Raw genomic sequence first — 18658 nt, 5'->3', positions numbered from 1 at the left:
TGAGGTAGATTATGGCAACGTTAGATGATATTGCAAAATTAGCGGGAGTTTCAGCGACGACAGTTTCACGAGTTATCAATAACTATGGCTCGCTGTCGGAAAAAACTAAAACTAAGGTTTTTGATGCAATGAAAGAGCTTAATTACCAACCTAATAGTTTAGCAAGATCATTGAAGGGTAAGAAGACTCAGCTTATTGGTGTCATCTTGCCTGGTGTCAGTAATCCATTCTTTGGACAGATGGTTCAAGAGATTGAAGACCAATTGTTTAAAAAAGGTTTTCGGATGATCCTTTGTAATGCCGGTAGCGATGCCGAAAAAGAACGTGACTATCTGAGAATGTTGATAGCTAATCGAGTTGATGGAATCATTGCTGGTTCTCACAATTTGGGGATTGAGGAATACCAAAAAGTGGGCTTGCCAATTATTTCATTTGACCGCTACTTATCAGATAATATTCCGATAGTGAGTTCTGATAATTATCGTGGTGGACGACTTGCTGCCCAGGCACTGATAAGGTCAGGGAGTAAGAAGTTACAAATCATTACAGGAGCTAATCGTCCTAATAGTCCTACCAATGCTAGATTGACGGGATTTAAAGATGTATTGTCAAAGAGTGATTTGGATTTTAATCTAATGGAAATTAGTTTTTCTTCCACGCCTAATATCAAAGGGTTGAAAATCAGAGAATTATTATCTAAACGAGATGTTGACGGAATCTTCTGTACGGATGATTTGACGGCACTGTTAGTCATGCAGCAAGCTAAATCTTTGGGGATGAGGGTCCCTGAGGATGTGAAATTAGTTGGATATGATGGGACGAATTTTATTCAGTCTTATCATCCGGAATTGACAACAGTCATGCAGCCAATTTCTGATATTGTGACGATGATGATCGACTTGTTGCTAAAGCGGGTTGATGATCATGATTGTCAGTTAGAAAATAATTATGTTTTGCCGGTTAAATTAATTACTGGTGAAACGACCATATAAAAAAGTCGTAGATGTGAGGTCTACGACTTTTTTTGTCTCATGGTGGGATTGTTTAGTATAAAAAATATGTTAAATCGTTGAATATTTTTACTCGGTTTAACGTATTTTGTTTGTATGGGTTATTTTTGATAACCATGGTTCTATGCAGAATAGTGGAAACGAGCTTCACAGGGGAACCCATTCCGGTTTGCTACAGTATCAAAATCGCCCGCCAAATGCGCGTGCAATTCTGATACTTAGGCAAATCCTCGTGGGTTAAGCGCCCCTGTTCAGCTCTCTGCTGATATGATCAGCATCATTGGTCTTCTAAACTCGTCCTTCATTCCCGGAACGTCTAACAAGTGTTCAGGTGGTGTGGGTTCTTCTAATCCTTTTAATGTAAATCCATTTTCCAATAGGGTATTTACGTATGTCGTTAAGGTCTTATGATATTTAATAACTTTATGATTCAAGAAATCCGCTTCACGTTTGCCTTCTTCAAAATAGTGATCAACGGGCCAACACTTTATTTTGCCGTTTTCATCGTAAATCCATTCTTGATTGCCATAGGCTGTGAAGATTGGGTGTTCGACTGAAAATACGAAAGCCCCGTTTGGGGATAAGCTGTGTTTAACTTTTTGACAGATGAGGTTGAAATCGGGTGTGTAATGTAGGGCTAGGGAACTGATGACGATATCGAAACTATTCTTTGGAAAATCAATATTTTCCATTGCCATTTTTTGATAGTGGACGTTGTCATAATGATTTTTCTCTTGAGCTACTTTGAGCATGTTTTCGGATAGATCGATTCCTAAGACTGACTTAGCTCCATGCTGAGCAGCATAAATGTCGTGCCAACCGAAACCACAACCGATATCTAAAACTCGTTTGTTTTGAAAATCTGGTAGCATCTTTTGAAATGTTGGCCATTCTCCGGCTGCTTTTAATCCTTCAACGGAACGAGGGAATTTGCTGTAAGCTTCGAAAAAGCTTTTGTCGTCGTATTCGTTTTCTTCCATTGGAATTCATCTCTTTTTTTGTTTGGCAGTTAAAGAACCATGGTTCTATGTTTTGTTGAGGTGGTTCTTTAGTTTTAAAACCATTCTTCTATGCGAAATAGTGGAAACGAGCTTCGTAGGCCAGATTCCTGTGCTTTGCTACAGTACTGAAATTGCCCGCAAAAAACGCGTGCGATTCCAGTACTTAGGCAAATGCTCAGAATCTAAGCGGGCCTACTCCGCTCTCTGATTTTTATCTCTTAACAAGTTTAACAACTGTTTCAACATGTGGTGTTTGTGGGAACATATCGACTGGTTGTAAATAAACTACTTTATAACGTTCGGCTAATCTTACTAAATCCTTAGCTAAGGTTGATGGGTTACATGAAACGTAAACTAACTTATCAACTGGGTTGTGATTTAGGGTTGTGATCATGCTGCCTTCTAGTCCAGTTCTTGGTGGATCTACGACGATTGAATTGACGTTGATGCCATCTTTTAATAGTTCTGGATAGATCTTATCTGTTGATCCAACGTAATAGTCAGCATTTTCGACTTCGTTTAGTTTGGCGTTTGCTTTGGCATCTTCGATGGCTTCGGGAATGATTTCAATTCCGTAAATGTGCTTAACGGTTTCGGACATGGTGATACCGATTGTTCCAACTCCACAATAAGCGTCTAAGAGAATATCTCTTTGTGTTGGTTCTAGTGCTTGATTGACTAGGTCATATAACTTGTCGGTTTGAAGAGAATTCAACTGTAGGAAAGCACGTGGTGAGAAATTGAAGATGTAGCCATTGATGTCTTCTTGGAGATATTCGTCACCCCAGAGCAATTTAGTTTCGTCGCCCCAAACGGCACCTTGATCTTCTTTATTGATATTTTGAGAAATTGAGCTAACTTCGGGAATTTCTTTTTGAATTCTTTCGATCAACTGATGTTCTTTAATGAACTTAGGTGAACGGGTGATAAAGGTAACTTGTAATTGATTGAATTCGACTGATTCACGAATGACGATCATACTCAAGATTCCTGATTTTTGTTTAGGATTGAAAACAGGGATTTCTAAGTCTTTGATGATCTCAACGATTTTTCTCATAGCCGACATCGTTAAGTCCATTTGTGTTGGCATTTCAGTTAGATCAACTAATTCTTGGGTACCAGTCTTGTAAAGTCCACAGCGGATTTCGCCGTCGATTTCTTGGATTGGAAATTGAGCTTTGTTACGATATTTTTCCTGTTGAACTGAAGCCATAGTTGGACGGATATTGTACTTCTCATAAGCGTAAGGCTTATATTTTTCAAGGGATTCGCGGAGAATGTCAGCCTTGAATTTTAGTTGGTCTTTGTAATTGATGTGGGCAAAGTCTAAACCACCAACTTTATCAGCTAAAGCCGGTGTGTCAGGATTTCTGAAACGACTAGCTTGTCTGATCTTGTGAATGCGACCGTTTAGAAAGCGAGGATGTACGTCAGTGACTTCACAGACAATGACATCTTCGGGAACGGCTTTTGGTACGAAGACGATGACATGCTTGAAAAAGCCGATGCCTTCGCCGTTGATGCCGATTCTTTTGATAGTTAGCGGAAACTTGTCGCCAACTTTTAGTTCTTGAGTTATATTTGTATCCATAATTTTTCCTTTGAATGTTTTTGCGATAAACTTACACTTGAGTATAACATGTGAGGTAATGATATTTTGGCAAAAGTTACGAAAATTCAGGCCCAGAAACGTAAAGGGCGTTACAATATTTATCTTGACGGTAAATACGCTTTTCCAGTGGCAGAAGCAACTTTGATCGAATTTCGCTTAATGAAAGATGTGGAATTGACCGATCAAGAGGTTGCGAAAATCCAACATAGCGAAAACGTCAATAAGGCTTATGGTGATGCAGTAAATTATCTGAGCTACCAGTTACGGACAGAAAAAGAAATCAAAGAATATCTATATAAGAAGGAATACCACAAAGATGCCGTGGAATTTTCTTTGAAAAAATTACGTGAACTGCATTATTTAGATGACGATAATTATGCAAAGAGTTTCATCAATACGCAATTGCGGACGACAGCTAATGGTCCCAAGATCATTGAGCAGAAATTAGTTCAAAAGGGTGTCCCTAATAATATTATTCAAGATAAAATTGCTGAGATCGATCAGGATATTTTATTGGAGAATGCCGTTGAATTTGCGGGGAAGCAAGCTCGAAAACAGAAGAGAGCCTCATTTCAACAGATGTTGACGAAAATTCGTCAGAGTTTATATCAAAAAGGCTTTAACGGTGAAATTACTAATGAAGCTATTAAAAAATTAGATTTAGAAGTAGATGAAGATGAGGAACTTACGAAATTAAAGAAGATGATTGATAAGGTTCAACATCGCTATGATACACAAGCTAAATTGATTAATTATTTAATGACTAAAGGCTACCATTACGACGAGATCAAACGAGTTTTAGACACTAACAATTAACTCTTTATCTTTCAATCGTTTCACAGCTCTGTTATACTTTTTTTGGATAAGAATTAGGTTTTTAGAAAGCTGGGTAAGTTATGCAAGTTCCTAAAGAAGGGGATTACGTAGCAATCCAGAGTTATAAGCATGATGGTCATTTACATCGTACTTGGCGTGAAACAATGGTGCTAAAGACAAGTGAAAATGAGATTATCGGTTGTAATGAGAATACTCTTGTCACAGAGGCAGATGGACGTCGTTGGGTAACTAGAGAACCAGCATTAGTCTATTTTCATAGAAAGTACTGGTTCAATATCGTTACTATGATTCGGAATAGTGGAGTATCCTATTATTGCAATCTGGCAACACCGTTTGCTTTAGATAAAGAAGCCATTAAATATATTGATTATGATTTAGATGTTAAGGTTTTTCCGGATGGAGAAAAAAGACTGCTTGATGTGGACGAATATGCAGCACACAGTAAGATGTGGAATTATCCACCCGAAATAGATACAATTTTACATTATAATGTCGACGTTTTAATTGATTGGATCGATAAGAAAAAGGGCCCATTTTCACAGGCCTACGTTGATCTTTGGATGCAAAGATATGAAGAACTGTCACACCATTAGGATTGCTATATCCTAGTAAGATCACCTGTTGGTGGTCTTTTTTTAGTATTGGGGGAGAAAAATATGGAATTGCGGGTTTTGAATTATTTCTTGATGGTTGCACGTGAAGAAAACATTACTAGAGCAGCCAATTTGTTACATGTCAGTCAACCAACATTGTCACGTCAAATTGCGTCCTTAGAAGAGGAACTGGGAACAAAGTTGTTCATTCGCCAAAGCCACAAAATAACTTTGACCGAAGATGGATTGTTACTGAGACGTCGAGCCGAAGAGATGCGTCAATTAAGCGATAAAATCAAAGAAGAAATGTCTGAGGATAAAGGCGAGATAGCTGGTGAAATCTCAATCGGCGGTGGCGAACTTCAGAGTATGAACGAGTTGGCCTCGATCATGACAGCTTTTCGCCAAAAGTATCCTTTAGTAACATTTAAAATTCAAAGCGGTAATTCTAAAGATACTAAGTGGGGAATTGAGCAGGGACTGTTAGATTTAGGCTTGTTGATCGAACCAGTCAGCACTGAAAAATATGACTTTGCCAGAATGCATCCCATTGAACAGTGGGGCGTGATGGTTTCCGTCGATTCACCGCTAGCTCAATTGGATTACGTGGAGTCAAAGGACTTGAGAAATCAGACTTTGATTTTGTCCAGTAGTCGACCAATGGAGAGTGAGTTGAATTATTGGTTTGGAGCCGATTTGAAAAAAATTCACATTGCTGCCAACTATAATCTCCTTTACAATGCCGTTATCATGGCCAGATCTGGTTTAGGCAATGTTTTGTGTCTAAAATTAGATGCTAATTATGATGGAATGAAGTTTATTCCCTTGAAACCGGCACTAACTTATAATTCTGTTTTAGCTTGGAAGGCTGATCAGATTTCTGCACGAAATGTGTCGGTGTTTATCGATTTTGTTAAGAAATACTTAGAAAACATTTCAGATGATGAAGAATAAGCATTATACATTTCATATAAATGGCTCGATAATATAGATGTTCCGTTACGGGATGTCTATTTTTTTATAGGAAAGATAATTATGAATAAAAAAGAAGTCAGTCAAAAATATCGAATTCCGGTTGAGGTTCTTGATGAATATGAATCCTGGGGACTATGTAATGTTGTCAAATACGTGATGGGTGAGTGGCAATATGATAATCAGGATCTGGAGCGTCTAAGTACAATCATGGCTTTGCATGATGTCGGTTTCAGCAATAAAGAAGTTGAACAGTACATGCGTCTTTTATTGGAAACTAATGATTCCAAAAAGAGAATTATAGATTTATTAAATAATAGACGTGAAAAAAAGTTACAACAGATTCATTTACAAGAGAAACAACTGGAAAGAATCGATTATTTAAAATTTAAGATGAGAAAATCTAAGGAGAATGAGTAATGAATAATTTACCTAAAATTGCATTAGGAACTTGGGCTTGGGGTGAAGATAAATCAGAAGGTAATAAAGTATTTGGAAACAGCTTAACTGAGAAAGACTTGAAACCAGTATTTGAAACAGCTATGAATTTAGGGTTAAATCTTTGGGATACAGCGGCAGTTTATGGAATGGGAGCCTCAGAAGAAGTTCTAGGTCAATTTTTGAAAATGGTTGACCGTGATAAAGTGATTTTGTCTACTAAATTTACACCTCAATTGGCTGATGATACTGATCAACCAGTTGAAAATATGTTCAATAGTAGCATTAAACGATTGAATACTGATTATATTGATATTTATTGGATACATAATCCAGCTGATGTTTCGAAATGGACGAAAAAAATTATTCCGTTAGCAAAGAGTGGAAAGATCAAGAATATTGGTGTTTCTAACCATAGTCTAGCTGAAATCAAACAGGCCAATGAAATTTTGAATAAGGAGGGATTAAAGATTTCAGCCGTTCAAAATCACTATAGTTTATTAAATCGAACTTCTGAAACTTCGGGAATTATTGACTATTGTGATAAAAATAATATTACATTCTTTGCATATATGGTTTTAGAACAAGGTGCACTTTCGGGTAAATATAACAGTGAGCATCCTTTCCCAGCAGGTAGTGATCGTGCTAAATCATATAACTCCAAACTTGATGAACTAGAGGATTTGATTAATGGGATGAGTAAAATTGCTAAAAAACATAGTATTGATGTTGCTCAAATTGCAACTGCTTGGGCCGTTAATAAAGGAACAGTTCCAATTATTGGTGCTACGAAAGTTAAACATATTGAAGACGCAGCTAAAGCGGCAAGCGTAGTGTTGAATACAGAAGAGCTAGCTCAATTAGAAGAACTGGGAGATAAGACTGCTGTAAGTACCATTAGAGAATGGGAAAAACCTATGAAATAAGAGATCACTAAAGGAAATTGAGTAAAGGAGACAATAATGGATTATCGTAAATTGGGTAACACAGGATTAGATGTTTCACGAATATGTTTAGGAACTATGGGCTTTGGACGTCCAGAAACAGGGGTTTTCCCTTGGGCTGTCGACTATGATAAAAGTGAACAAGTGGTTAAAAGGGCTTTAGATTTAGGCATTAATTTCTTTGATACAGCCAATATTTATTCTTATGGTGACAGTGAGGAGTTCTTAGGGAAAGCACTGAAAAAGTATGCCAACCGTGATGAAGTGGTAGTCGCAACGAAGGTTTTCTTCAGTCAATCCGATAAACCAAATCAACATGGATTATCACGCAAAGCTATCATGACTCAGATCGATAAGAGTTTGAAACGTTTAGATATGGATTATGTCGATCTATATATCATTCATCGTTGGGACTACAACACACCAATTGAAGAAACGATGGAAGCCTTGCATGACGTAGTTAAATCAGGCAAAGCTAGATATATTGGGGCTTCAGCGATGTACTCTTGGCAATTTGAACGTGCTCAAGCTATTGCTAGAGAACACAATTGGACCGAATTCGTTTCGATGCAAGATCATTTGAATCTTTTGTACCGTGAGGAAGAACGAGAAATGTTGCCACTCTGTGAAGATGAAAATATTGCGGTAACTCCTTATAGTCCACTAGCTTCAGGACATTTAACACGTCCAACTTGGAATGGCGAGACCAAACGTGCCCAAACGGATAAGGTGGCCGAAAGCAAATACGACAATGCTGAACAAAATGATATGGAAATTGTTAAACGAGTTTCAGAAGTGGCTGCCAAACATCACGTCACAATGGCACAAGTTGCGATTGCTTGGTTATTGCAAAAGAAGCAAGTCGTTGCTCCAATCATTGGGGCAACTAATCCAGATCACTTGGCAAGTTCTGTTGATGCTTTGAAAGTGAAGCTAGATAATGAAGATGTGAAATATATGGAAGAACCATACTTGCCACATAAGTTAGTCGGTGCTTTTACTAAGGAAGAGAATGACTTTACTCGTTAGTAATAGATGGAGGAAATAATGAATCAAAAATTAGATGTTTTTGCACACGTTTTGCCAATCAATCTGTTAAAAAATATTAAGCAAGATGTCCCCAGTATTATTGAGGACAATCTTTTTTTACAAATTCCTTCTTTAACTGATTTAGAGTTACGTCATCAAAACTTTCCACAGGATGTTAAACAAATTATTTCAAATGTTAACTTGAATCCAGAAGACCATTTTGATGCCGAAAAATCTGCTCAAATGTGTTGGGATGCTAATGAAGAGATGTTACAGCTCCAAAAAGATAATGCTGATATTTTTGAATCAGTTGTAGCGATGATACCTATGAATAACTTGGATGAGTCGATTAAAATTATTCGTGAAGTATCTCAAAATCCGTCTTTAATAGGAATTCAGGTTTTCACGAGAGCTTTAGGAAAGTCGATTGCTGATCCAGAATTTGAAGAAGTATTTAAAACAGCCGCGGAGTCGAAAGTACCAATTTGGTTACATCCAGTGTTTGACGAAAGGAAACCAGATAATAATTTAACTTTTAGTTGGGAATATGAGTTGACTCAGGTAATGTATCAAATTGTGACAGCCGATTATTTTGAAAAGTATCCAGATTTAAAGATAATCGTCCATCATGCTGGAGCAATGGTGCCATTTTTTGCCGGTCGTATCAAATACACCTTACCTAAGTATTATGAGGACTTTAAGAAGTTTTACGTTGATACAGCGATTCTAGGTAATCCCAAAGCACTGGAATTAACGATGGATTTCTATGGTACAGATCATTTAGTTTTCGGGACAGATGCACCCTTTGCAGTGATGCCTAACGGAGCCACTAAGGAAATCACTCAAGCAATTGATGAAATGGATATTTCTGATACTCAAAGAAACGCTATTTATCACAATAATTTTATTAATTTATTGAAGGAGAAATAAGATGACTAAAAAACTTTATTTAATGCGCCATGGACAGACTCAGTTCAATAAATTGCATAAGATTCAAGGAGCTTGTGATTCACCGTTGACGCAAAAGGGAATTGATGATGCCAAAAAGGTTGGACAGTATTTTAAAGAACATCAATTAATATTTGATCATGCCTATTCATCGACTCAGGAACGGGCTTCTGATACGTTGGAATTGGTAACTGATCAGCCATATCAACGTCTGAAAGGTTTAAAGGAATGGAACTTTGGTGTTTTTGAGGGCGAAAGTGAAAATCTTAATCCTAAACCTGACGTTAAGGCGGGATCATATGGCGATTTCTTTGTACCTTACGAAGGTGAAGCTGCTAGCGAAGTTCAAGAAAGAATTAATCAGACTCTAACCGAGATCATGAGGCAAGCAAAGGATAATGAAAAAGTCTTAGCTGTCAGTCATGGTGGCGCAATTCACATGTTTGCTTTGAAGTGGATCACAGAAAGACTGCCACATATCACCAATTGTTCAGTAATTGAATTTGAATATGATCAAGGTATTTTTAAATATCAAAAAACGATTGAAGTGAATTAGAATGGTTAAAACTTTATATTTAATGCGTCACGGACAGACACAATTCAATGCTCTAGGCAAAATCCAAGGTGTTTGTGACTCACCGTTAACGCAAAAGGGAATTGCCGATGCTAAAAAGGTAGGGCAGTATTTTAAAGATAATCAAATAGAGTTCGATCACGCCTATTCGTCAACACAAGAGCGGGCCTCTGATACTTTGGAATTAGTAACTGATCAACCATATCAACGACTAAAAGGATTAAAAGAATGGAATTTTGGATTGTTTGAAGGTGAGAATCAACGCCTCAATCCTAAATACGACCCTAAAATTGGTTCAGTTGGAGATGCCTTTGTTCCATATGGTGGCGATTCAGCTGATGACGTTCAAGCACGAATGGTAAAGACTTTGACTGATATTATGAGTCGTGAAGATAATCAACAAGTTTTAGTTGTAGGACATGGGGCTTCAATTTATCTATTCTTGAAAAATTGGATTCCGTTAGAAGAAATTGTTAAGCATGTTGAGATGAAGAACTGTTCAGTTTTGAAATTTGAATTTGCGGATAATAAATTCAAATATCTTAAAACGATTAATGTTGTAGAATAAATTTTTCAAACTTTCGACCTAAATTTGTAGTCCCAAAATTGAAAATCACGTATCCTAGGCGTATATCAGATTTAGGGAGAAAATTTAAGAATGAAGACATTGTATTTAATGCGTCATGGTCAAACTTTATTTAACAAATTAGAAAAAACTCAAGGAGCATGCGATTCACCACTAACTGATGCGGGAATTGCTGATGCCAAAGCTACAGGTCAATTCTTTAAAGAACAAGGTTTATACTTTGATAGGTACTTTTCATCAACACAAGAACGTGCTTCCGATACTTTGGAGTTGGTAACCGATCAACCTTATCAACGAATGAAGGGCATCAAAGAATGGGACTTCGGTATTTTCGAAGGTGAGAGTGAAATGCTTTTGCCAAAGACTTATTATACTGATGGCTCTTATGGAGATTATTTCGTGGAATTTGGTGGCGAGTCAGCGACAGAATTTCAAAAACGTGTCATTAAAACTCTGAAAGAAATAATGTCACAACTTTTAGATGATCAAAATACTTTGGTTGTTTGTCATGGAGCAGTGATGTTGATGTTCATGCAGTCACTTTTATCAATGGAAGAAATTGCTAAAGAAATCAGTTTTCATAACTGTGCCGTTTTGAAATTAACGTTTGATGACGATAAGTTTGAGTTTATCGAACAAGTGAAATAACTGCTGTCAATTCGGGTGTGGTGTGAAATTGCCGTCCTCCGCAAAAACTGGGAATGCATTGGAACGCTATGGACACGATTTGAAGCTAATTATTTTACACTTTGTGCAAAATAATGGATCTTCAAAGTCGGTCTCATTGTAACTGGCAAAGCCAGTAACAATGATTTCATAGCTGAATGTATTCCCAGTTTTTGTTCCGGACTAAAGAGTACTTCTGTTGTTTGTTTTGAGATAAAATATTTAATCTTGTATTTTTTCTATTTTAAGAATGGCTTTTAAAACAAAAAAATATCCGTATAACCAACATATATTGGTGGAATTAGAATTAATTTTTAAAATGAATGATAGTAGATTAATATGGTGATTTCTGTCCTAGCTAAACTCAAATAAGAATACAAAAAAGCAGCCAGATTATAATATAGTGGCTGCTTTTTGTAATGTTTGTAACTCAATCTTATTTTCTGGAATCTACAAGAATTCAAGTTATCCTGTCTCAATTCAAACTATTTTTTCAAGAAAGCAAGTACGTTTTTCTTATCTGGTTTCATTCTTCCTGCTACGAATGAAATTATAACTGCAATAAGAGAGAACAAGAATTCCCATACTGACCATTTAAAAACTAGTGTTAAAACTAACATAATAATAGCTGCAATCAACAAGATTCCATCTCTAGGACCTAATTTCAAATATGGATACATCATCATCAGATGTCACTTCTTTCATTATTTGATAAATATTGAATAATCTCAACCAGGACTTGATTGTGTATGTAGAATTTTTAGGTAGCCTTTTTTCTTCTAATCGCGGCTTTATCGAAGCCTTGTGACAATTAAGCGCATAGGTTCATGGAACTATACTTAATTGTTTACGAAATTAGGGATACCTCCGAGAGGTAGCAAGTTGACCAAGTGTAGCGGATGGGAACAGGCAGATTCCGTAAAATCCTGGTAGCTGTACGTTTATCTCTGGTAGGAAGAAGTCTAGGAACAATTCAAACATCCATTTAAGTTCTAAGAATATTATAACACCGCTTTCATCTTTTGAAAAAATGACTTATTACCAAGCAATGTCACCGTGAAAAGAACAAAAAAAATTGGACCCAAACGGGCCCAATTTTTTTAAGGGTTATTATTTTTCTTCACTAAATGTGATACCAGATAGAAAATCTTTAATTCTAGTTGTTGGATGATTGAAGAACTCATCTGGAGATCCATCAAAGAGGATATCTCCATCTTCAACGAAGACAATCTTATCAGCAACTGAACGGGCAAAATCCATATTGTGAGTCACAATAATCATTGCCTGGCCCATCTTACTTAATTCTTCCAGAATCAAAAGAACTTGTGTCTCTAACTCTGGATCAAGGGCACTGGTTGGTTCGTCTAACAGGATGTATTCAGGGTCCATCGCTAAAGCACGGCAGATGGAAATACGTTGTTGTTGACCACCAGATAGTTGGCTAGGGTAACGATCAGCGTACTCAGACAAACCGACTTGTTCAAGCAATTTGTGGGCACGTTCTTCAGTTTCTTTCTTGGGTCTACCTAAGACCGTCTCCGGAGCAGTGGTGATATTTTGGAGAACAGTCAAATTAGGAAAGAGATTCCAATTTTGAAAGACCATACTAGTTTTTTTACGAACATCGAAACTAAGTTTCTTAGAAACAGGTTTGGCATAATCAAGTTGTAAATCAGAGAAGTTTAAGGTTCCACTCTCTGGTCTAACTAGAAGATCAAGCGATCTTAGAAGTGTTGACTTACCAGAACCAGAAGGTCCTAAGATAACGGTGGTTTTACCATCAGGAAAATCAACATTGAGATTCTTAAGAACTTGTTTGCCACCATAAGTTTTGACAATATTCTTTAATGAAATCATTAAGCTTCACTTCCTTTAACGTATTTTGAAGTTCTACGTTCGAGATAATGTTGCAATAGAGTAAGCAACGTGCAGACAACAGCATACAAGAAAGCAGCTAATGAGTACATTAACAATGGTTGGAAGTTCTTAGCCGTAATTTGTTGACTGACTTGGAACATTTCCAGAATTGTAATCGAACTAGCCAAAGATGTATCTTTCACTAAGCCAATAAATGAATTGGATAGTGGTGGTAGGGCAATTCTAACAGCTTGTGGCAACACGATCTTCATTAGTGTTTGTCTAGTCGTAAAGTTCAATGTAAAAGCTGCATCCCATTGATCTTGAGGAACTGATAACAAGGCTGAACGAATCGTTTCTGAAGCATAGGCTCCAGTATTCAATGAGAAACCAATTACGGCAGCAATGAATGGTGATAGTTGAACGCCAGCACTTGGAAGACCAAAGAAGATGATAAATAATTGAACTAACAGAGGAGTGGAACGGAATAACCAAACGTAGAAATCAGCAATCGCACGAAGTACGAGCCAAGGATATTTGATCATTTTGTTTTCACTCGGTTGGATAAACTTAATCAGAGCTGTTAAAACAGCTAAAATTAGGCCAAAGATAAAGGAAATGATGGCCAAGGGAATGGTGTACTGCAACATTGCAGAAATCATTTCCGGTAATGAAGTAACGATAGTGTGCCACATGAAGTGATAACCCCCTTAATGAGTTTTGAGTTTATTTCTTAGTAATATCTTCACCGAAGTACTTGTTTGAAAGTTTCTTCATTGTACCGTCTTTGTATAGGTCTTTGATAGCCTTGTTTACACGGTTACGTAGGTGAGTTGATTTCTTGTTGTAAATTGGAGCAATTTTTGATGGTTCAAGTTTGTTATCAGGAATGGTGATGTACTTCAAGTCAGTGTTCTTATGACTTTGTTTCCAGTATAAGAAGGCTTCCTTAGAGTTAATAGCACCAGCAACACGTCCTTGGTCGATCATTGACATGTCAGTTTGGAAATCAGCAGCAGGAACTACTTTAGCGCCAAACTTTTCAGCGTGGTTGTAGTTATCAGTACCAGTACCAGCTGAAATTCTCTTACCTTTAATATCATCTACTGAGTTGATGCCTGTACCATCTTTAGTGATGATAACTGATTTTGAGTAAATATAAGGTGTTGAGAAGATGTAATGTTTTTCACGTGATGGATTTTCAGCCACGTTGTTCAAAACAACATCGAAAGTATTTGAATTTAAACCAGCAATCAATGAATCCCATTTTGTTGGAACAAACTTAGCCTTTAGATCAAGTTTCTTAGCAACGGCTTTACCTAGGTCAACCTCAAATCCCTTAAGCTTGCCATCGTCACGGTATGAGTAAGGTGCATAAGTACCTTCCAAACCGATTGTTAAAGTACCATCAGTCTTAGTGTCACTGTTAGCACTTTTATTTGAGCAACCAGTTAATACTAAAACAAAGGCTGCAATCATTGTTAAAATTAAAGCTATACGCTTTTTCATTATTAAAAAATCCCCCTAATATAGAAAATCACTATTTTCTATTCTCTCATAAAATAAAAATTCTTAAAAAAGATTTGACTCCTAAAATTTAAATAAGTCAGTTGAAAGATATCTTTCGCCATTATCAGGTGCAACGGTTACGACAGTCTTGCCTTTACCGAGTTTCTTAGCGATTTCAATAGCACCATAGATGTTAGCGCCTGCAGAAATTCCTGGTAAAAAGCCTTCCTTATGACTTACTTCTTGAGCCATTTTAATAGCTTGATCACTAGTTACTTCTATTATATCTGAGTACGCATCTTTATCGAGCGTATCAGGAATGAATCCAGCACTGATACCTTGGATTTTGTGAGCTCCAGTTTTTCCTTCCTTTAATAGAGGAGATTCGGCTGCTTCAAGAGCCCAAACTTTAACGTTAGGATATTTCTTAGTTAGAGCATGACTGACACCAGAAAGGGTACCACCAGTACCAACATCAGCAACGAAGCCATCGACCGGAGTATCGCCAAAGGCATCAACAATTTCTTTACCAGTAGTAGCTTCGTGAATAGCAGGGTTAGCAGGATTTTGGAATTGCATTGGCATGAAATAACCATTTTCCTTGGATAAGTCAGTAGCTTTTTTGATTGCACCACCCATACCATCTTTACCAGGTGTCAAAATTAATTCCGTTCCGTAACCTTGCATCAATTTACGACGCTCGATACTCATAGTTTCAGGCATTGTGATGATTAAGTGATAACCCTTAGCAGCAGCAACTAGTGACAAACCGATACCAGTGTTACCAGAGGTTGGTTCAACTAATGTATCGCCAGGTTTGATCTTGCCAGCTTTTTCGGCAGCTTCGATCATTGAAAGAGCAATTCTATCCTTGATGGAACTACCAGGATTAAAGAATTCCAACTTTACGTAAACGTCGGCAGCGTCTTCGGGTACAACGTTATTTAATTTAACCAAAGGTGTGTTTCCAATAAGTTCTGTAATATTTTGAGCAATTTTTGTCATAATAATATTCTCCTTAGCAAGTTGTTAGTTTGTATTCTGAAACTGATTGAAGCCAATTGTGATAGAAATTCAGTTGTGTTTGTTTCCAAGCAAAAGTTGGTTTCCTATCTAGTGGTGAATAGTAATTCAAAGCTGGAAAAGGTTGTTTTACTTTAGGACTAGCAAGTTCGCGACGGTATTCATTATCCAGACTATCTTTTTGATATTCTAAATGTGAAAAAACAAAGGTTTGATTTCTGTCTACCGATTCAACTAGGGTTAACAAGCCATTTTCACTGATAGCTTTGATTGTTAAATGTGGGTTATTCTGAATTTCTTCATGATCCATTTCTGCATAACGAGCATGAGGTGCAGGAAAATTATCACTGATGTTATCCAGATATTTCGAGTCTTTCAAAATTTGGTTTTGGAAAATTCCAAATACTTTGTGTGGTAAAAGCTTTTTTTGAATGTCATATATACGATTAAGGGCAGCCATGGCGCCCCAACAGACATATAATTGTGGCATGTTGATATGATTCAATTGGTCAATTAAATCATTGATTTCGTCAAAGTAGGAAACTTGAGGAAAATCTAATTTTTCAACGGGACTGCCGCTAATGATGAAGCCATCCAGATTTTTAATTTCGTCTAGATCTAACGGTCTCATATTGTCGGTTATCTCTGGGGATAAAGTACGATCAACATAACGTGTAGCTGAATAATAGAAGATTAGTTCAACGCTGTCGAGCTTTAAGGCCCTTTGGAAGTTATACATTGTTTCAAGTTTATTCTGCATTAAATTTAAAATCCCAATTTTAATAGGTTCCACAAGTATCTCCTTTCTAAGTCAGGCAAACAAAAAAGAGGGGCTGACTAATGTCAACTCCTCTTGATATTTACAGTTTACACTACTTGTTTATCAATTGAGTGGTATTAGACATGTCGAAAAAGTATAGTAATTTTTGTCAATTACTACACAACAACATGATTTAGTGTTTTCTAAATTAAAATTCAACATGTCAAATTCCTCCTGCAATTAAGATGTCTCAAATTTACAATTAAAAAAATAATTAGTCAAGCTTTATTTCTTTTTTTCTGTATAAATCGAAAGTGATTCGAATTCCAAATATGACGCTAAAGTCAATGATATCATCAATAAGAAGACTAACCAGCCAAGCGTACGACCAAGAATTAAATTCAAGGGTAGGAAGCGTGCAATGAGATAAATGCTTAACATTGATAACCAAAAATCAACAAAAAGATTAGCACCGATTACTAATTTGTTACGCTCGAGAACAAAGAAACGAAGCAGATCCTTTAGGATTTTTCGAGTTGAGCTACGGTACATGATCAAAACAGGACGTTGAGCAATGACCTTAACAGCAAACATACCAAAAGCTCCCACGACTCCACCAACAACGATTCTCCAAGTCAAAGCATGTAGTACCAATGAGTTATACGATACGCCAATAATCGATAAGCAAAGGATATAAGGGATGATGAAAAAGAATAGATAGATGATGGAAATTTTTTTATTAGACATTTTTGATTTCTCCCTATATAATGATGTTCTTATTCTAACATGAAAAAGCTTTATTGTTGAATACATAAACACCTGTTATAATTGTTTTGTTTATGTTCAAGTTTAGAAATGAAAGTGAGTGCGAGTTAAATGAGTGGTGACTCTTCTGGAGCGTCGCTTTCCGGGCAGCTGATTTTAATAATAGTTTTGACATTATTAAATGCTTTTTTTGCAGCAGGCGAAATGGCGATAGTTTCTGTTAATAAGACCTCTGTTGAGGAAAAAGCAAAGAGCGATAATAAACGAGCTCAGAAAATATTACAGGCGATTAATAATCCCAATAAGTTCCTATCTACGATCCAAGTAGCTATTACTTTAGCAGGCTTCTTGTCATCAGCTAGTGCGGCAACTACTTTAAGTACAAGGGTAGAATCTTTGATTGGTACATTTCCAGGCAGTCACGAGATTTCAATTATCATTATAACGATAATTTTATCTTTTATTACTTTAGTTTTCGGAGAATTGTATCCGAAACGAGTAGCGTTACAAAAGCCTTACGAGGTAGCCAGTTTTACTGAACCTTTTATAAGATTTGTTGGAAAAATTTTACGTCCATTCGTATGGTTACTAGATAAAACCATCAATATGTTGACGAAAATTACTCCGATAGATTTCAGTCAAAAAGACGATCCTATCACTAGAAATGAAATGATTGCGACCTTACGTAAGTCACGTAATAGTGGAACGATTAATTCTGATGAGTATCAGATGTTACAAGGAATCATTCGTTTTGGCGATAAGACGGCGCGTGAAATCATGACGCCAAGAACAGATACATTCATGATTGATATCAATAATCCGGTCGATGAAAATATTGACGCAATTTTAAATCAACCTTATTCCCGAATTCCACTATACGGTGGCGACAAGGATAATGTTATCGGAATCGTTCACATCAAGGATCTTTTGAAAAGGTCGCGTGAAGTTGGTTTTGAGAATATTAATTTGAAATCACTTATGAAAGAACCACTGTTTGTTCCTGAAGCAACTAATATTGATGCTTTACTGTTAAAGATGCGTAGTACACAGACTCAGATTGCTATGGTAGTTGATGAATATGGAGGAATTGTTGGTTTAGCTACGATTGAAGATATCTTGGAAGAGATCGTTGGTGAAATTGATGATGAATATGATCCCGTAACAAAGAATTTCCAACGTCTAGGTGCCAATAAGTTCTCTGTTATTGGTTTAATGACAATTGAGGATTTTGACGAATTATTTGAAGAAGAAATTCAAGTAGAAGATGTTGATACGATTGCAGGTTATCTAATCATGAATATTGGTGAGATTCCTGATCCTAAACATCCCAAATCATTTGAGTTAAAAGATGGAACAGTTATTACATCTGGCGAACTAAGTGGTTCAAGAATTGAAAATGTTATTGTAACTGTGCCAGACAGTAAGTTGAAAGCCGTTACTACAAACATGTTCAAAAAGAAATACTAACTGTATTTCTTTTTTTTCGATGAAAAATTATAATTATAAGTATGTATGGAGGAAAAGGTACACAAGG

General features: G+C 36.6%; 21 protein-coding genes. 12 read left to right on the top strand and 9 right to left on the bottom strand.

Annotated elements, in window-relative coordinates; genetic code table 11:
* Positions 1 to 8: 8 nt before the first annotated feature.
* Positions 9 to 992 carry a LacI family DNA-binding transcriptional regulator gene (locus U8526_RS07485; RefSeq protein WP_334341537.1) on the top strand — a complete coding sequence of 328 codons (984 nt, stop codon included), beginning with the start codon at positions 9 to 11 and terminating at the stop codon, positions 990 to 992.
* Positions 993 to 1261: 269 nt separating this feature from the next.
* Here U8526_RS07485 and U8526_RS07480 read toward each other — a convergent pair whose 3' ends face one another.
* Together U8526_RS07480 and rlmD are read right to left on the bottom strand one after the other, a co-directional pair.
* Positions 1262 to 1990 carry a class I SAM-dependent methyltransferase gene (locus U8526_RS07480; RefSeq protein WP_334341334.1) on the bottom strand — a complete coding sequence of 243 codons (729 nt, stop codon included), beginning with the start codon at positions 1988 to 1990 and terminating at the stop codon, positions 1262 to 1264.
* Between the two features lie 232 nt (positions 1991 to 2222).
* Positions 2223 to 3602, bottom strand: a complete 1380-nt coding sequence (gene rlmD / locus U8526_RS07475; protein ID WP_334341333.1) for a 23S rRNA (uracil(1939)-C(5))-methyltransferase RlmD — start codon at positions 3600 to 3602, stop codon at positions 2223 to 2225.
* A gap of 66 nt (positions 3603 to 3668) precedes the next feature.
* On the opposite strand from rlmD, the gene recX reads away from it, so the two are divergent.
* The 10 genes from recX (at position 3669) to U8526_RS07425 (ending at position 11192) form a co-directional block, all read left to right on the top strand.
* The gene (gene recX, locus U8526_RS07470; RefSeq protein WP_334341332.1) at positions 3669 to 4439 is read left to right on the top strand and encodes a recombination regulator RecX; all 771 of its coding nucleotides are present in this window, start codon (positions 3669 to 3671) and stop codon (positions 4437 to 4439) included.
* A gap of 80 nt (positions 4440 to 4519) precedes the next feature.
* Entirely contained in the window at positions 4520 to 5053 is a 534-nt protein-coding gene (gene ntdP / locus U8526_RS07465; protein ID WP_334341331.1) for a nucleoside tri-diphosphate phosphatase, read from the top strand.
* Positions 5054 to 5116: 63 nt separating this feature from the next.
* Complete coding sequence (locus U8526_RS07460; RefSeq protein ID WP_334341330.1) at positions 5117 to 6007, top strand: LysR family transcriptional regulator; 891 nt, start codon at positions 5117 to 5119, stop codon at positions 6005 to 6007.
* 81 nt (positions 6008 to 6088) lie between these two features.
* A complete protein-coding gene (locus U8526_RS07455) occupies positions 6089 to 6445 on the top strand; it encodes a MerR family transcriptional regulator (RefSeq protein WP_334341329.1) in 357 nt (118 codons plus the stop codon).
* Positions 6445 to 7389 (top strand): aldo/keto reductase, encoded by a 945-nt coding sequence (locus U8526_RS07450; protein WP_334341328.1) that lies wholly within the window; start codon positions 6445 to 6447, stop codon positions 7387 to 7389. Before U8526_RS07455 ends, U8526_RS07450 begins: the two co-directional genes overlap by 1 nt.
* A 36-nt stretch (positions 7390 to 7425) precedes the next feature.
* Positions 7426 to 8436 (top strand): aldo/keto reductase, encoded by a 1011-nt coding sequence (locus U8526_RS07445; protein WP_334341327.1) that lies wholly within the window; start codon positions 7426 to 7428, stop codon positions 8434 to 8436.
* Between the two features lie 18 nt (positions 8437 to 8454).
* Positions 8455 to 9366 carry an amidohydrolase family protein gene (locus U8526_RS07440; protein ID WP_334341326.1) on the top strand — a complete coding sequence of 304 codons (912 nt, stop codon included), beginning with the start codon at positions 8455 to 8457 and terminating at the stop codon, positions 9364 to 9366.
* A 1-nt stretch (position 9367) separates the two neighbouring features.
* Entirely contained in the window at positions 9368 to 9940 is a 573-nt protein-coding gene (locus U8526_RS07435; RefSeq protein ID WP_334341325.1) for a histidine phosphatase family protein, read from the top strand.
* A 1-nt stretch (position 9941) separates the two neighbouring features.
* A complete protein-coding gene (locus U8526_RS07430; RefSeq protein ID WP_334341324.1) occupies positions 9942 to 10526 on the top strand; it encodes a histidine phosphatase family protein in 585 nt (194 codons plus the stop codon).
* Positions 10527 to 10616: 90 nt separating this feature from the next.
* The gene (locus tag U8526_RS07425; RefSeq protein ID WP_334341323.1) at positions 10617 to 11192 is read left to right on the top strand and encodes a histidine phosphatase family protein; all 576 of its coding nucleotides are present in this window, start codon (positions 10617 to 10619) and stop codon (positions 11190 to 11192) included.
* Positions 11193 to 11695: 503 nt separating this feature from the next.
* On the opposite strand, the gene U8526_RS07420 is transcribed toward U8526_RS07425, so the two are convergent.
* From U8526_RS07420 to U8526_RS07390, 7 genes are all read right to left on the bottom strand, one after another.
* Positions 11696 to 11896 carry a hypothetical protein gene (locus tag U8526_RS07420; protein WP_334341322.1) on the bottom strand — a complete coding sequence of 67 codons (201 nt, stop codon included), beginning with the start codon at positions 11894 to 11896 and terminating at the stop codon, positions 11696 to 11698.
* A gap of 424 nt (positions 11897 to 12320) precedes the next feature.
* Positions 12321 to 13067: an amino acid ABC transporter ATP-binding protein gene (locus tag U8526_RS07415; RefSeq protein WP_334341321.1), complete on the bottom strand. Its 747-nt coding sequence runs from the start codon at positions 13065 to 13067 to the stop codon at positions 12321 to 12323.
* Entirely contained in the window at positions 13067 to 13762 is a 696-nt protein-coding gene (locus tag U8526_RS07410; protein ID WP_334341320.1) for an amino acid ABC transporter permease, read from the bottom strand. Before U8526_RS07410 ends, U8526_RS07415 begins: the two co-directional genes overlap by 1 nt.
* A gap of 31 nt (positions 13763 to 13793) precedes the next feature.
* Positions 13794 to 14576 carry a transporter substrate-binding domain-containing protein gene (locus U8526_RS07405; protein ID WP_334341319.1) on the bottom strand — a complete coding sequence of 261 codons (783 nt, stop codon included), beginning with the start codon at positions 14574 to 14576 and terminating at the stop codon, positions 13794 to 13796.
* An 81-nt stretch (positions 14577 to 14657) separates the two neighbouring features.
* Complete coding sequence (gene cysK, locus U8526_RS07400) at positions 14658 to 15581, bottom strand: cysteine synthase A (RefSeq protein WP_334341318.1); 924 nt, start codon at positions 15579 to 15581, stop codon at positions 14658 to 14660.
* Positions 15582 to 15594: 13 nt separating this feature from the next.
* The gene (locus U8526_RS07395; RefSeq protein WP_334341317.1) at positions 15595 to 16392 is read right to left on the bottom strand and encodes a homoserine O-acetyltransferase/O-succinyltransferase family protein; all 798 of its coding nucleotides are present in this window, start codon (positions 16390 to 16392) and stop codon (positions 15595 to 15597) included.
* Positions 16393 to 16644: 252 nt separating this feature from the next.
* Positions 16645 to 17106, bottom strand: coding sequence for a hypothetical protein (locus tag U8526_RS07390; protein ID WP_334341316.1), 462 nt, complete (start codon positions 17104 to 17106; stop codon positions 16645 to 16647).
* Between the two features lie 129 nt (positions 17107 to 17235).
* Here U8526_RS07390 and U8526_RS07385 point away from each other — a divergent pair, with 129 nt between their 5' ends.
* On the top strand, positions 17236 to 18591 hold the full coding sequence (locus U8526_RS07385) for a hemolysin family protein (protein ID WP_334341315.1): 1356 nt from the start codon (positions 17236 to 17238) through the stop codon (positions 18589 to 18591).
* The last annotated feature ends 67 nt before the right edge of the window (positions 18592 to 18658 follow it).

Source organism: Companilactobacillus sp. HBUAS56275 (genome assembly GCF_036913655.1).
Lineage (GTDB): Bacteria > Bacillota > Bacilli > Lactobacillales > Lactobacillaceae > Companilactobacillus > Companilactobacillus pullicola.
This window is presented reverse-complemented; position numbering and strand designations above follow the sequence as displayed.

Coding starts and splice junctions, on each gene's coding strand:
- U8526_RS07480 (WP_334341334.1), bottom strand. CDS start 1,990: ATGGAAGAAAACGAATACGACGACAAAAGCTTTTTCGAAGCTTACAGC.
- rlmD (WP_334341333.1), bottom strand. CDS start 3,602: ATGGATACAAATATAACTCAAGAACTAAAAGTTGGCGACAAGTTTCCG.
- ntdP (WP_334341331.1), top strand. CDS start 4,520: ATGCAAGTTCCTAAAGAAGGGGATTACGTAGCAATCCAGAGTTATAAG.
- U8526_RS07460 (WP_334341330.1), top strand. CDS start 5,117: ATGGAATTGCGGGTTTTGAATTATTTCTTGATGGTTGCACGTGAAGAA.
- U8526_RS07455 (WP_334341329.1), top strand. CDS start 6,089: ATGAATAAAAAAGAAGTCAGTCAAAAATATCGAATTCCGGTTGAGGTT.
- U8526_RS07450 (WP_334341328.1), top strand. CDS start 6,445: ATGAATAATTTACCTAAAATTGCATTAGGAACTTGGGCTTGGGGTGAA.
- U8526_RS07445 (WP_334341327.1), top strand. CDS start 7,426: ATGGATTATCGTAAATTGGGTAACACAGGATTAGATGTTTCACGAATA.
- U8526_RS07440 (WP_334341326.1), top strand. CDS start 8,455: ATGAATCAAAAATTAGATGTTTTTGCACACGTTTTGCCAATCAATCTG.
- U8526_RS07435 (WP_334341325.1), top strand. CDS start 9,368: ATGACTAAAAAACTTTATTTAATGCGCCATGGACAGACTCAGTTCAAT.
- U8526_RS07430 (WP_334341324.1), top strand. CDS start 9,942: ATGGTTAAAACTTTATATTTAATGCGTCACGGACAGACACAATTCAAT.
- U8526_RS07425 (WP_334341323.1), top strand. CDS start 10,617: ATGAAGACATTGTATTTAATGCGTCATGGTCAAACTTTATTTAACAAA.
- U8526_RS07420 (WP_334341322.1), bottom strand. CDS start 11,896: ATGATGATGTATCCATATTTGAAATTAGGTCCTAGAGATGGAATCTTG.
- U8526_RS07415 (WP_334341321.1), bottom strand. CDS start 13,067: ATGATTTCATTAAAGAATATTGTCAAAACTTATGGTGGCAAACAAGTT.
- U8526_RS07410 (WP_334341320.1), bottom strand. CDS start 13,762: ATGTGGCACACTATCGTTACTTCATTACCGGAAATGATTTCTGCAATG.
- U8526_RS07405 (WP_334341319.1), bottom strand. CDS start 14,576: ATGAAAAAGCGTATAGCTTTAATTTTAACAATGATTGCAGCCTTTGTT.
- cysK (WP_334341318.1), bottom strand. CDS start 15,581: ATGACAAAAATTGCTCAAAATATTACAGAACTTATTGGAAACACACCT.
- U8526_RS07390 (WP_334341316.1), bottom strand. CDS start 17,106: ATGTCTAATAAAAAAATTTCCATCATCTATCTATTCTTTTTCATCATC.
- U8526_RS07385 (WP_334341315.1), top strand. CDS start 17,236: ATGAGTGGTGACTCTTCTGGAGCGTCGCTTTCCGGGCAGCTGATTTTA.